This is a genomic window from Geobacter sp. DSM 9736 (genome assembly GCF_900187405.1).
Classification (GTDB): domain Bacteria; phylum Desulfobacterota; class Desulfuromonadia; order Geobacterales; family Geobacteraceae; genus DSM-9736.
The window spans coordinates 2904496-2918395 of sequence record NZ_LT896716.1 but is presented as its reverse complement, the minus strand read 5'-3'; the positions used below and the strand labels follow the sequence as shown (position 1 = coordinate 2918395).

Here is a 13900-nt window from a genome sequence, read left to right as displayed (position 1 = left end):
ATGGATGTATCAACGGCGTGTCGGGAAACTGGTCGCCCTGAAAGGAGGGAAATCATGAAAAAACTGATGCTGGCGGCAGTCGCATGGTTCCTGGTCGGTGCAACTTCGGCACAGGCGCAGGAGGTGATCCGTTTGTACGGGCCGGGAGGGCCTGCCCCTGCCATGAAGGAAGCGGCGACGACATTCGGAAAGAAGGCGGGCGTGCAGATCGAAATTACAGCAGGGCCGTCAAGTCAGTGGGTCGATCGTGCAAAAAAGGATGCCGACATTATCTACAGCGGATCGGAAACCATGATGACGGATCTGGTGTTTGCTCTGGAAGGCATCATCTCTCACACCGACGTTCGACCTCTTTATCTGCGGCCCCTGTCGATGCTGGTCCGCCCGGGTAATCCGAGAGCGATCAAGGGATTCAACGACCTGCTCAGGCCCGACGTGAAGATCCTGGTGGTGAACGGTGCGGGGCAGAGCGGAGTATGGGAGGATATGGCGGGGCGGAAGGGGGATATCGGGACAGTGCGAACGATACGGGGCAATATAGCCGCATTCGCTAAAAGCAGCGCAGAGGCTCGTCAGATGTGGATGGAGCGGCAGGACATCGACGTGTGGCTCATCTGGAATATCTGGCAGGTGGCAAACCGGGAGCTCGCAGAGACGGTCCCCCTGGAGCCGGAATACCGCATCTACCGCGACACCGGCATAGCTCTGACCCTGCAGGGGAAGGGAAAGCCTGCGGCCAGGGGATTTGCTGATTTTCTAGCATCACCTGAGGGGGCTAAGATATTCAGGAAATGGGGGTGGATCACACCCTGACGTTACTCTCCCGCAAGGTGACGAAGCGTGTCCGCTAGCTCCAGGGCGGCTATGCCGAAGAACCGCCGGAAAATCTTTCCGTTTGGTGCGGGGGGGTAAAGGGGGAGCGCCAGGCGGTATACAAGGTCGAGCAGCCCGTCGTGCCTGTTCTCTTCGAGGAACAGCCCGCCGTATTGATGGATCGGGGCATAGAGAAGAGCTTCCTCCATGATGCTTTCGTCGTCGCTCCAGTACGGAAGGATCGTTTCCAGGGAGAGGCAAAGACCTTCCCCCGTCACGTCCTCCATGATGAAGAGGAGAAGCTCGTCCTGGGGTGATCCCCCGTGCCCTGCCGTTTCAGTGCAGACCACGGCGGCAGGAAGCACCATGAGCTGTCCGTGGTTGGGATCGAGACCGTACGGCCATTCTCGGTTCTGCAGGTAGCGCTCCAGGTGCTGGTATGCCTTTGTCTGCCAACGGTCCATGCCACGGTAAAATCCTGTGCGCAGCGCATCACGGGCGTCGATCAGTTCTTCGAGAGGAATGAACTGTTCCTCTTCCTTCCCTTTGGATCGGTTGCCCCGCTTTTCGGGATTGTTCACCACAAGCCGCAGGGGGGGGCGTTTGCGTTCATCTTTATCCTGAGTCATCGATACCTTTCAAGTCGCATGAAGCAATGGCAGAAATCGCACAGCAGCGGTGCCACGCTTGGCAGCTTTTGCTGCAGGCTGGTAACGGTTACTATAGCCAATGGGCTGCCTGATGCAAACAGGAATTTGACTACACCCCAAAAACCCTCCCGCAGCAAACTCCTTCCAGCTCCCCCCGCCCGGCATTCGCCGTGTCAGCTCCAGCAGGCTCAAGTGCAGGGTGTTGCTGCCGAAACGGCAATATATATTTAAACATATAGAAAGGATGCTCATGAACCGTCTCTGGAGTTTCTACCTCGACTTCTCCATCAGAGTGCGCCTCGCCATTCTTTGCATCTGCTACAGTGCCTGCATCGTTGCCACCGCAGTCGCCTTCCAGTTCGATTCCTTTGCCGTCAAGTACGGCTCTCTCGCGCTCTTCATCATTCTCGGGGGGATCTTCGGCGCTCTCAATATCTGGTCCATCGACGGGCCGCTTCAGCGGGCGGTCGGCCATCTGAACACGATGTCCCAGGGTGACCTGAGCAGGCAGATGGAGATCGAGTTCGACAACGAACTGAGCCGGATGCTCAGGGCGATGATGGCGATGCAGGAATCGATGTGCGGAGTGCTCTCGGGGGTGCAGGATGCGGGGCTTCAGATGGAGCAGTCTTCCTTCCAGATCGCGGACATCTCCGGGAAATTCTCGGAGGTGAGCGCGGAACAGCAGCAGCGTTTCGAGGCCGTTTCCTCCGCGACCGTCGAATTGCAGCAGACCTCCGACTCGATCAGGGAGATGGCGGAATCTGCGCGGGGAAAGGCGGGAGAAACCCAGACCGAGGCGGAACGCGGGATGCAGGCCGTTACCGACAACATCGAGATGATGAAGAGCACCGTGCGGGAGGTTGACGTTGCGGCGGCGGAGACGTCGGCGCTTCAGTCCGTGGGAGAAAAGATCCAGCAGATCGTGGTGAGCATCACCGATATTGCGGACCAGACGAACCTGCTCGCGCTCAACGCTGCCATCGAAGCTGCACGGGCAGGAGACCAGGGTCGCGGATTCGCCGTCGTTGCAGACGAGGTCCGCTCGCTCGCTGCCCGCACCTCCAAAGAGACGGAAGAGATAGCTCGCATCATCGATGAATTCGGAGGGCAGGTGGACAAGACGACCCGCACCATGGAAACAGTCGTTACACGGGTGAAAGAGAGCGAGAGCAAGTCCGAGGAAACCGCCGCAGTGATTGAGCGGATGGTGGATTCGGTACGCCACTCGGCGACGGCGAACCTGCGCATATCGGAGGAGAGCCGGGAGCAGATGGCAAGACTCGCGCAGTTCCAGGAAACGCTCGGTTCCCTCGCCACGACGCTCAGGGAGAGCACCTCGAGAGTGGAAGTGACTGCGACCATCAGCGCCGACCTCAACCGGGTTGCTCACGATCTCAACTCGATGATGGCGCGGTTCCACTTCAACAAGGACGCCGTTGTCCGCACGGCCGGCCTTGAGAAACGCCGCCACCCGCGGGCACATAATGGCCTGCTGACGCTTCTGCATCTCCCGGACGGGGTCTCGAAGGTCGAGGGGATCAGCAGCGACTTCAGCATGTCGGGGATGCAGCTTCGAATCCCCGTGTCGGCAGGTGTTTCCACCGGCGACCCGGTACTGCTCGAAGTGATGACCCCCTGCGCTTCGCTCGCCGAGTACAACAGCCAGCAACCGTTTAAGGTGGGGGCACGGGTAGTGTGGTGCCGAAACCAGGAGCACGGCCTGGCGTGCGGCGTCGAGTTCGATGGCGTCGAGCAGGCGCAGAAGGAGCGGCTGAGAGCAGCGTTCGAGTACTTCCACAAACCGGCCGACTATGCCGCGTGAGCTGAGCTTCGGCCTGTTCATGCGTCAAACGTACACGAGACAGTGCCGAACGGTGTAAGAGATAATAGTTAAATCCGCTTGTCTTGTTCCTGATGGCGATAGGATGGTAGCCCCCGCCTGCCCCCTGAGAATTCTGCCTGCTGCCCCGCCTGCCCGGATGGGTGCCTGTCTTGTTAAGAAAGTCCGTTTTTTCCCGAAGAAGAAAAAACATAACAACTACAACTTCCGGAGCAATTGAATGGGAATATTGAAAGACGATGCCTCCACCTGGTCTGACATCGTAACTCGCACCCTCTACAGAAAAATCACTAAGGGTCATGAACTTCATGAAAAGGAGCAATTCAGCGATCTCCATCGCCGGACGGTGCTGGTAGCCAAAGCGAGATGGATCATACTGCTGTTGATAGGTATTTACGGTGCTTGCGCGGGAAGTTTTTTTTATTTCAGCCGATTCGGCTTCTTCCTTACGCATTCACAGCAGCTCGTCCTTTTAGGCAGCGTGCTCGCAGTTGTGTTCTACAACTCTGCCTATCACTTTTTCTATGGAACGATCTCCCGGATCAGGTGGGCAGGTTTTTTCCAGATTCTGCTCGACATCCTCTTCGTCACCATCCTCATCCATTTCAGCGGCGGAGTTGCCAGCTGGTTTTGGCCAGTGTATCTGCTGGTCACGATCGAAGCGGCTTTTCTCCTGGACCGGACCAGGGATGTATGGGTGATGGGCGCTGTCGGCGGCGTTATATACGGAACATTGCTGGCAGCGGAATACGCCGGATCCGTTCAACACATGAAAATGCCGTTTGTAGCAGGTGACGTTCACCTGGATTATCTTCATCTTGTCCTGATGTGGTCATGGGTCGCCATTCTGAACACTACGGCTGCGGTTATCCTCACGTTCCTCATGTCGGTGATCAGGCTTGAAACACGCCGTTTGCGACAAAGCGAGGAACGACTGCTCAGCTTCATCGATGCGGCAAATGACCTTATCGTCTGCGTTACTCCGAAAGGAGAGGTTATCTACGTGAACGAGGCCTGGCGGCAGGATCTGGGATATTCCCCAGAGGAATCTGCCGGAACGCTACTATGGGACATGGTCCATCCACACAGCAGGACACAGTTCAAGAAGCATGTGCAGCATGTCATCGAAGGGGGCAGCGGCGCGGTTATCGAGACTACTTTTACAACACGTGATGGACAGGACTTGGCTCTCGAAGGAGCAGTAACCTGCAGCCGTGAGAATGAAACGCAAGTGGCGGTATGGGGGATATTCCGCGACATAACCGAGCGCAAGATCGCCCAGGAGCAGCTTTACTACCTGGCACACTACGACACCCTCACCAACCTCCCCAATCGCGCCATGTTCGTAGACTGGCTGAAACGGGCCAAGGCGCAGGCGAGCCGATCCCGATCGGGAATCGCCATCATGTTTCTCGACCTGGATCGATTCAAGATCATAAATGATACATTGGGGCACCCGGTAGGAGACAAGCTGCTCCAGTCGGTAGCCAAACGGCTTTCCGCGTGTATGCGCGAAGTTGATACCGTTGCCCGCATCGGTGGCGATGAATTCATCATCGTCGCGGAGCAGATAAAGGAAAGGCTCGATGCCGACAAAATCGCCCAAAAGGTATTATCGGCCCTGTCCGAACCGTATCTGATCGATGAGCACGAACTGTTTATCACGACCAGCCTCGGTATCTCCCTCTATCCTGATGATGATGAGGATCTGGACAACCTGATCAAAAAAGCCGACATTGCCATGTACGCAGCAAAGAGCCATAAGCACAACACCTTCAAGTTCTATGACGCCTCCATGGACGAACATGCTTACAAGAGATTCACGCTTGAAAACGGCATCCGCAAAGCGCTCGAAAATGACGAATTCCGTCTGCACTATCAGCCCAAGGTAAATATCGTGACGGGAGAGATAACGGCAATGGAGGCGTTACTGCGCTGGGAACACCCCGACCTTGGGCTCGTCTCCCCGGTGGAATTCATCCCTGTCGCCGAAGAAACGGGGCTGATCCTCCCTCTGGGAGAATGGGTGCTGAACATGGCATGCATCCAGAACAAGCAGTGGCAGGCAGAGGGGCTTTTCAAGCTCCGTATTGCCGTCAACATATCAGGTCATCAACTCCAGCAGAAGAATTTCGTTCAAGTGGTGAAGCAGGCGCTGGAGCAAAGCGGCCTGGAGTACCAATACCTGGAACTGGAGATTACCGAAACGGTAATAATGCAGAGTCCAGAATTTACCGTTGCCGTGCTTAGTGAACTGAAGGAGATGGGGATCCACATCTCGATTGATGATTTCGGTACCGGCTATTCCTCTCTTTCCCACTTGAAGCGTTTTTCGGTAAATACCCTGAAAATCGACAAATCGTTCGTGCGTAATGTTGTCACCAATGTAACTGACGCGACGATAGCCAAGGCCATCATCTCTTTGGGCAGCAATCTCAACTTGAATGTCATTGCCGAAGGCGTCGAAACAGAGGGGCAACTATCTTTCCTGCGCGACACCATGTGTGACGAGATCCAGGGATATCTCTTCAGCAGGCCGATGACACCTGAAAAGGTCGTAGAATTTATGAAAGAGGATACGTCAGGTATGTTGAACGGACGAAGCTAGGCATACACTCCTCTCTCACAGTTCGATTCGCGGCCATGGAGAGCAAGTGGGGTCTGCAAAGCTGCAGTCCTGGAGGGCTTCAGGTTGGTCACTTCTGCTAACTTGCATCACTAAGTCATTGGGAAAATCGATTGTACGCGAGTTAAGAGCGTAGGGTCAGCCTGCCTGCACTAAAAAAAGATACACTTCCCTGTTTCCCTGAATGTGTAATAAATGTGGAGTGTCCCTGATTTTCCCCGGAGATGCAACTGCGGATTCCTGCACCACTTCGATTTTACTCCGGCGATTCGGTGGTACTCGAAGCGTTTTTCTGGGTTTAACGTAAAAAACATTTTACCTGTCCGTAAATAAAGTTTACACATTCATTCAAATTTACGAATTATTTTGCCCCTCCTTAATTTAAATACACATTCAGCTTGACTTGTTCCTGATGCCGGTGTTACACAGTCACGGTCGTGTAACACTATGCATTGGGAGCGCAGATGTTTCATTAGTTCGATTCTTTGAGCCGTCTTGTCAGCATTAGCTGTCGGGGCGGCTTTTTTTCATTTCACGATAGAGGGAAATGCATGAAGAGGTTGTAGAAGTTCTTTTGTATTATTGCTGCTGTCTTAGTCTGTATTTCCCCAGGAAAAGAAGGAGTTAGTCAACCAGAAAAGCAGCATAAGTGTTAGTCATTACGTTTTGTTACATGTTAAGCAGCATCCAAAAATATTAGCCATTTAAAATTATATAACAGGAGGAATATTATGTCAGGTCTTAGCTGGATAAAGGGAATTGCACTACTGTCATCAATAATTTATCTCTGTAGTTGCGCTTCTATAGTTTCAGGTGGTCCAAAGACACTGCCCATCATGTCTCAACCGGATGAGGCAAATTTTGAAATCATTGACATTAGGACGGGAAATACAATTCTTAAGGCAAGAACGCCTTACACTGCCACCCTTGAACGGTCGGCTGGTTTTTTCCAGAATGCAAAATACAAGATCAAATTAGTTAAGGATGGTTATTTGCCCCAAGAACATCAAATTGATTCAAGCATTAACGGATGGTATTTCGGCAACATTATCTTTGGTGGATTAATTGGCATTCTAATAGTAGATCCCGCTACAGGAGCAATGTGGAAAATTTATGATGACAATATTAATGTCAAATTATATCCCGATAGTAAGGAAGGCAGGATTTCACTAGCAACAGAAAAATATAATGGTGAAGAACCGTACAAAAATGATGACTATAACCAAGCAATAAGCGACACTACCACGGCAATTGGATACTATCCTGAATACATTGATGCTTATTGCTTAAGAAGCGCAGCATTTGTCAGAATTGGTGAGCTAGAAAAAGCAATGAGCGACCTTAACAAGGCTATCGAGTTAAAATCAGATTATCCCAGGGGATATAAGGAGAGAGCGGAGTTATACATAAAAAAGGATGAATTCAAAAAAGCTTTATCCGACCTTGACAAGGCAATATCTCTTAAATCAGATTATGCAGATGCTCTCTTAGTACGCGGAAAAACGCACTTAAGACTAAATAATAATGCTGAGGCAAAGACAGATATCAGGTCTGCCTGTGAGATGGGTAATACTAGTGCCTGCCACTTCCAGTTCTAAAGTACTTTTCGGCAAATCCTGCCGAAGCCGACTGTTTAATGGTAAAAGCCTCATAAGGGCCTACAAAAACTCGCCCTCGCTGCCATTGCAAGGAAATTATGATCGAACCAGGATATGACCACGTCGGTCTGAATGTAATTGATGTGGATGAGAGCATTGCGTTTCTCCAGGAGATGTTCGGGTTCAGCGTTATCAAGCGCTGGGACGAACCGAGGCAGGCTTTTGTCGGCAACGGAAGCGTTGTACTTGGCATAATGGAGAACAAGGAGTACGATTTCAGCCGGCACACCATGGCCCACATCGCCTTTTCCTGCGCCAAGGAGGATTTTCCCGATGTCGTGGAAAAGGTGAAGCGGCTCGGGGCGAAGATAGTTTCAGGACCTAAACCGCAACGGGAAGGGGAAACGATCCTGTTCCGCGATCCCTCCGGAAACATCTTCGAGGTGTGCTATCCCAGGCTCGTGACCTAAGCCCAGCAACAGGAGACTACCATGCACCTCATCCGCATAATCCCCCTCCTCGCTCTATTCCTTCCCATTTTCGCCAATGCCACCGAGTTCCGCAGCGTGCAGGCGATTCCACGAATAACCGCCGTCACCGTCTACCCAGACCGAGCCATGACGACCCGCACGGCAACCGTGAAGCTGACACGGGGAAGCTACCTCATCGCGCTGGAACCGCTGCCGGTTCTCCTGCAGGACGATTCCATCAGGGTCGAGGGGAAGGGAAGCGCCAGGGCGACCATCGTGGGCACCGAGGTAAAGCGGACCTTCCTGGAGCAGGTCCCGGAAAAGCGGGCCGGGGAGATCGAGGAGGAGATACGGACCCTGCAGCGCAAGCTCGGGAGCTTGGATGCCCGTATCACGGCACTCTCTGCCCAGAAGGGGTTCATCGAATCGATCAGGGTGGCATGGGGGGACCGGATATCCAAGGAGCTGGCAGTGGGGAAACCGACCTCGACAGAGCTGAACGAGGCGCTTACATTCGTCGGGGACGGAGTGGCGACGGTGGAGGAGAAGACACGGGATCTGGAGACGGAGAAGACTCGGCTCAGTGACAGGATTGACGCGCTCCATCGCGAGCTGGAAGCCGTTCGCGGCTCATCCCAGAGGGAATCGAAGCGCGTGGAGGTGACGGTCGAGGCGGCTGCTGACGGAGAACTCACGCTGGAGCTTTCCGGGGTTGTACCCCATGCAGGGTGGGAGCCTTCCTACGATGCGCGCCTCTCCCCCGAAGGAAGCTCGACGGAGCTTGTATTCAGGGCCCAGGTGCGGCAGCAGACGGGGGAGGACTGGAATGATGTGAACCTTTCCCTCTCCACCGCCCGCCCCGCCATCGGCGGAACCCCCCCCGAGCTGAATCCCTGGCGGGTCTCCTTCTTCCGTCCGATGCCTGTCCGCGCCTTTTCGGCACCGCCACCGGCGCCACTCGGAATGAGGGCTTACGGGGCAGCGCCAAAAGCGGAAGATGGCGCCGCCATGGCGGAGGCGGCTCCGGCTGCGGACTATCTCACCGCACAGGTGGCAGAAGAGCAGACGTCGATCCTCTTCCAGATATCGCGATCGGTGGACATCCCCTCCGACGGCACGCGGCACGGGAACGTGGTGGCGATCCAGAAGATTCCGGTGACGGTGGAGTACCTTGCAGTGCCGAAGCGCTCTCCCCACGCCTACCTCCGGTCGGAGCTAGTGAACAGGGCCACCTACCCTCTTCTTCCCGGCAAGGTGAATATTTTCTCCGGCGGCAGTTTTACCGGCAGTTCGTACCTGAAAAGGGTAGCCCCCGGCGAGAAGTTCGACCTCTTTTTCGGAGTCGACGACCAGATAACAGTAAAGCGGGAGGAGCTGAAGCGCCACGCTGAGGCCGGGCTTTTCGGCAAAAACAGGCAGACCTACCTCTACCGCATCGAAGCAGGGAACTTCCGGAAAGAAGGGCAGACACTTACCATCCGCGACCAGCTGCCGGTGGCGGAGGACGAGGAGATCAAGGTCTCCCTCGAAAGCCCAAGCAGGAAGCCGGACGAGCAGAAGCCGGATGGCACACTGACGTGGAAGATTCGGGTCGAGCCGGGGAAGAAAGAGGCGCTCACCTTCGGTATCGCCGTGGAGTACCCGAAGGATCGGGAAGTCTCAGGGCTGTAATATTGACTTAGGGAGTTTGAACATGGTGAAGAAAATGGTTATGTACTGTAGTGTAGTGGCCGGACTCCTGCTGCTCTCTTCGTGTGGCGGCGGGAACAGCTCCGTTTCCACCGTGTCCGGAGTCGCCGCTGCCGGGGCACCCCTCTCCGGCACCGCGTACCTCAAGGATTCCTCCAGCCCAGCTGTTGAACTTTCGGTACCCATAGCTGCAGACGGGTCGTTCTCCTTTGATGTCACCAATCTGACACCACCTTTTCTCCTTAAAGCAGCCGGCACATCCAACGGGAGCAGCGTTACGCTTTATTCCGCTTCAAGCTCCCCAGGCATTGCCAATATAAACCCGCTCTCTCACCTTGCCGTATCCATGGCAAACGGAAGCGACAACCTCACCGATCTTTACAGCTCTACTGATACGGCTAGAATGCGCACCGTTGCTGCGGCTCTGCCCGATGCGATCACAGCCCTCCAGAGGGTTTTTCAGCCGACGCTTGTCTGGTTTGAAGCAACGACGGCCAATTTCATTTCCGACCCATTTGCAGCGAACCATACCGGACTCGACCTATTTCTGGACATGACCTCTATTTCCACGAGCAACGGCGTGGTTAAGGTTACCGACAGGGGCCTGAACCGGACCAGCTATACACATCTTTCTGACCTGGATTCAGGATCGTTTGATCTCGTAGCTACCTCTATTCCTCGCGCAGGCCAAGTTTCCGTATGGCCGATCACAGCAACAGTGGAGGCTAGCGGGAGTTTTTCCTTTATGGCAATCAGGGCCGGAGCTGCAAACGAACACTTCATCTGGAGCGTTGAGGAAGCAGGCGGCGGCACTATCACCCCCGAGGGAATCTATACAGCTCCCTCGACTCCCGGAACATATCATGTGAAGGCGACGAGTGTTTCAGATCCGGGAAGAAGTAACACCGCAGCGGTCTCGGTCGGAGGTGGTCTGCCCATAGAGATTGTGGAGTCTGCACCTGGTGTATTCGACGTCACTGCACGTGGCTTGTCCGATGTAATAGGAATTTCGGTATCCGTTGTCTATGATACCGCCACTATCACCAACCCGCGGGTAGAATTTAACTCACATTTGGCAGGCACCATAACCTCGGCATCGGTTACCACCTCGGGAACGGTACGTCTGGCGGCCATTTCCGCCGGCTCATTCGCAGCGACCGGAAAAATCGCGACTATTACCTTTGATCAATCAAGGGCATCTGTTACAAAGCTTAGATCGATGGAAGTGGAGGTTGCACGCAGTAATTTCACAGCTGAGAGGTACTCTGTTATCCTGGTTCTCCCCACCATGCGGCCTCCACAAGAAGTGAACGGGTCGTCGGCACAGTCAGTACCGGCGTCTGTGCCGCTGCCTGCGCAAGAGTCACTGTAGCTTGAACCACGGGTATTCCATAATTGCCTCCACCTGATTGAGTATCTTCTGATTCCCATCCCGGGGCTTCCTCCGCCTATTTCCGCTCTCCAAACCCCCTCCTCCATGACATGCCGATAGCCGCCCCCAGCCTCCCTATTTTAATTTTGTTCACACGCATTGACCTCAGCTGGATGTATAATGAGATTACAAGATAGAGGAGGCTCGGTAACAGAGAAGCAAAAATCCGGAGGCGGTTATGAAAAAGATCACACGCATGCTCATAGCGTTACTAATCATGGCCTTGGCTACCCCAGTCTACGCCGACCGCGGACGTGGCGGCGGGCATGGTGGAGGACACGGCAGGCATGGCGGTACTCACTTCGGCATCTTCCTTTCCCCGGGATGGTGGGGACCGGGATGGTGGGGTCCAAGATACCCCTATTACCCCTACTATCAGCAGCCGCCCATCATCATCCAGCAACCGCGTGAAGAATACGTACCGCCCCCTCCGGCAGAAGAACAGCAATACTGGTACTACTGCCCGGATCCGCAGGGATACTATCCCTATGTGAAAACCTGTCCCAAAGGGTGGCTGAAGGTCGTTCCTTCCACAACTCCGCCCGATGGAGAGGAGTGAGGTCATGTTCGTCAAGCGGATACTGACCGGTGCGCTGTTACTGGCGCTGAGCGGGTGCGCGACCCTGCCGACAGGGCCGAGCGTCCTGGTGTTGCCGAGTCGCGGCAAGGCGTTGAGCGAATTTCAGGCTGAAGACGGAATCTGCAGGCAGTGGGCAGGACAGCAGCTCGGAATAAGCGCTCAGGATACAGCCAACCGCAATACCGTCAAAGGAGCTACCCTGGGAACCGCCATCGGTGCTGGCGCCGGGGCGCTTCTGGGAGCCGCATCCGGCAACGCCGGCGCCGGGGCGGCCATCGGTGCAGGTAGCGGATTGCTGGTAGGTACTGCTGCAGGCGCCAATGCAGGAGAGGTTTACGGATGGGAAGCCCAGCGCAGGTATGACCACGCCTATATGCAGTGCATGTATGCAGAAGTGAATCAGATTCCGGGCCGCGTGCAGCACAATCGGGTAAAGAGAGCCATCCCGCCACCGCCTCCCCCACAGATGATGGTTCCGCCTGACTATATTCCCTGACCGGGTCGGAATACTTGCCTTTCCTCTCCTCTTGTGTAACCTTCACCTGAAACCACGCCAAAAGGAACCATAGAAATGCTCGATCTTTGCCGCATGCACACCCTTCGCATCGCCGCTATCGACAAGCGAGGCGTCTGGCTAGAAGCCGGAGAGGAGGAGGAAGCCCATCTTCCTCTGCGTGAAGCGCCACACGCGGAACCGGGCGACTCCGTCACCGCGTTCGTCTATCGCGACGCATCGGGCCAGCTGCAGGCTACGCTGAAGCAGCCGCTGGCCCAGGCGGGGGAATTCGGCCTGCTTACGGTCCGCACCGTCGGCACTCACGGTGCCTTCCTCGACTGGGGGCTCGGGAAGGATCTCCTGGTGCCCTACTCTCTCCAGCCTCAACGTATGCAGGAGGGGAGGTCGTATGTGGTGAAGGTGCTGGTGGATGAAAAAGGCCGCCCCTATGCCGACGCCCGCATCGAACACCTGCTCGATAATCAGCTTTCAGGACTGAGGCCGGGAGAGCCGGTTCAGCTCACGATCTGGCAGTTGACTGACCTTGGAGCGAAAGTTATCGTTAACGACCGTTTTCCGGGGCTCCTTTACCGGAATGAGCTGCAGGAGGGAATGAGTCCCGGTGTCCGTGTGAGCGGATATGTAAAGGCCGTACGGGATGACGGGAAGCTTGACGTCACCTTGCAGAAGGTGGGTGCGGAAGGGGTTGCCGAAGCGAAGAACACACTCAAGGCCGCCTTGGTCCGAAATCATGGTTTCCTGGCACTGACCGATGCAAGCGATCCTCAGGAAATCAGGAGCGTCCTGGGCATGAGTAAGAAGACCTTCAAAAAGGCGTTGGGGGGGCTCTACCGGGAGGGGTTGGTTACACTTTCGGATGAGGGGGTGCGGATCAAAGCCGCTAAGAACTGAAAGCGATCATCGGCGACGATTGCCCGCGCACCGATGACCGCTGTTTATCTCATCTTCCTAGACATGCGCATGGCGCCGCCGCATGGTTGCCGCCGCTCCGACAGCGATCGCACCGATCCCCAGCGCTGTTCTGAAAGAGGGCCTGGGGATCCACTTTAGCGCGTTCAACACTGCTTGCGGGGGATCGTTGCGTTGCGGGGCAGACGTTGCGTGTGCTGGAGCGGCTTCGGTTACCGGCACCTCACCTGAAAAAAGGTCGGTAACCGCTGCCACGAAGGCAGGAAGATCCTGTGGACCCCTGCTGGTAAGCAGGTTGCCATCCCTCACCACCTCCTGATCTAGCCAACGTGCACCTGCATTTACCACGTCATCCCGTATTCCTGGCCAGGAGGTGATCGTTCTCCCCTGCAGAATACCGGCTGATGCCAAAACCCAGGGTCCGTGGCAGATCGAAGCGATGGGCTTTCCGGAGACATTGAAGGTGTGGGCGAACTCTCTGGCTTGCGCAGACTGACGCAGAAGATCGGGATTTATGAACCCTCCGGGAATGAATAGCGCATCGTAATCCTTGGGGTCCGCGTCCTGCACGGTCTTGGTTACCCGCACCTTTCCTGCCGGCTCATGCAGGTTGACCCCCCGAATACGCCCCTTTCTCAGCGAGATCACATCCACCGTTGCTCCCGCAAGCTGAAATGCTTTCATGGGCACCGCCAGCTCGACTTTTTCGAAACCATCGGCGGCCAGCACCGCTATGTGCCGCCCGTTCAGCTTCTTAACTTCCATAACGAAGC

Annotated in this window: 12 protein-coding genes; 10 read left to right on the top strand and 2 right to left on the bottom strand. The window is 55.3% G+C overall.

The genetic code is table 11. From position 1 onward, the window contains the following. The first annotated feature begins 54 nt into the window (after positions 1 to 54). Complete coding sequence (locus tag CFB04_RS13310; protein ID WP_088535722.1) at positions 55 to 813, top strand: substrate-binding domain-containing protein; 759 nt, start codon at positions 55 to 57, stop codon at positions 811 to 813. Between the two features lie 2 nt (positions 814 to 815). On the opposite strand, the gene CFB04_RS13305 is transcribed toward CFB04_RS13310, so the two are convergent. Further along, a complete protein-coding gene (locus CFB04_RS13305) occupies positions 816 to 1442 on the bottom strand; it encodes a hypothetical protein (protein ID WP_088535721.1) in 627 nt (208 codons plus the stop codon). A gap of 271 nt (positions 1443 to 1713) precedes the next feature. On the opposite strand from CFB04_RS13305, the gene CFB04_RS13300 reads away from it, so the two are divergent. From CFB04_RS13300 to CFB04_RS13260, 9 genes are all read left to right on the top strand, one after another. Next, positions 1714 to 3288: a methyl-accepting chemotaxis protein gene (locus CFB04_RS13300; protein ID WP_172825505.1), complete on the top strand. Its 1575-nt coding sequence runs from the start codon at positions 1714 to 1716 to the stop codon at positions 3286 to 3288. Between the two features lie 238 nt (positions 3289 to 3526). Continuing rightward, positions 3527 to 5914 carry a bifunctional diguanylate cyclase/phosphodiesterase gene (locus CFB04_RS13295; RefSeq protein ID WP_088535719.1) on the top strand — a complete coding sequence of 796 codons (2388 nt, stop codon included), beginning with the start codon at positions 3527 to 3529 and terminating at the stop codon, positions 5912 to 5914. 749 nt (positions 5915 to 6663) lie between these two features. Beyond that, positions 6664 to 7530 carry a tetratricopeptide repeat protein gene (locus CFB04_RS13290; RefSeq protein WP_088535718.1) on the top strand — a complete coding sequence of 289 codons (867 nt, stop codon included), beginning with the start codon at positions 6664 to 6666 and terminating at the stop codon, positions 7528 to 7530. Between the two features lie 98 nt (positions 7531 to 7628). Next, the gene (locus tag CFB04_RS13285) at positions 7629 to 8000 is read left to right on the top strand and encodes a VOC family protein (RefSeq protein WP_088535717.1); all 372 of its coding nucleotides are present in this window, start codon (positions 7629 to 7631) and stop codon (positions 7998 to 8000) included. 21 nt (positions 8001 to 8021) lie between these two features. Beyond that, positions 8022 to 9671: a mucoidy inhibitor MuiA family protein gene (locus CFB04_RS13280; protein ID WP_088535716.1), complete on the top strand. Its 1650-nt coding sequence runs from the start codon at positions 8022 to 8024 to the stop codon at positions 9669 to 9671. A gap of 22 nt (positions 9672 to 9693) precedes the next feature. Further along, a complete protein-coding gene (locus CFB04_RS13275) occupies positions 9694 to 11061 on the top strand; it encodes a hypothetical protein (protein ID WP_088535715.1) in 1368 nt (455 codons plus the stop codon). A 238-nt stretch (positions 11062 to 11299) separates the two neighbouring features. Then, positions 11300 to 11680 carry a hypothetical protein gene (locus CFB04_RS13270; protein ID WP_088535714.1) on the top strand — a complete coding sequence of 127 codons (381 nt, stop codon included), beginning with the start codon at positions 11300 to 11302 and terminating at the stop codon, positions 11678 to 11680. Between the two features lie 4 nt (positions 11681 to 11684). Continuing rightward, positions 11685 to 12197, top strand: a complete 513-nt coding sequence (locus tag CFB04_RS13265; RefSeq protein ID WP_231934184.1) for a YMGG-like glycine zipper-containing protein — start codon at positions 11685 to 11687, stop codon at positions 12195 to 12197. A gap of 75 nt (positions 12198 to 12272) precedes the next feature. Next, positions 12273 to 13109 (top strand): S1 RNA-binding domain-containing protein, encoded by an 837-nt coding sequence (locus tag CFB04_RS13260; RefSeq protein ID WP_088535712.1) that lies wholly within the window; start codon positions 12273 to 12275, stop codon positions 13107 to 13109. 57 nt (positions 13110 to 13166) lie between these two features. Here CFB04_RS13260 and CFB04_RS13255 read toward each other — a convergent pair whose 3' ends face one another. Further along, positions 13167 to 13892 (bottom strand): type 1 glutamine amidotransferase domain-containing protein, encoded by a 726-nt coding sequence (locus CFB04_RS13255; protein ID WP_088536837.1) that lies wholly within the window; start codon positions 13890 to 13892, stop codon positions 13167 to 13169. Positions 13893 to 13900 lie beyond the last annotated feature (8 nt).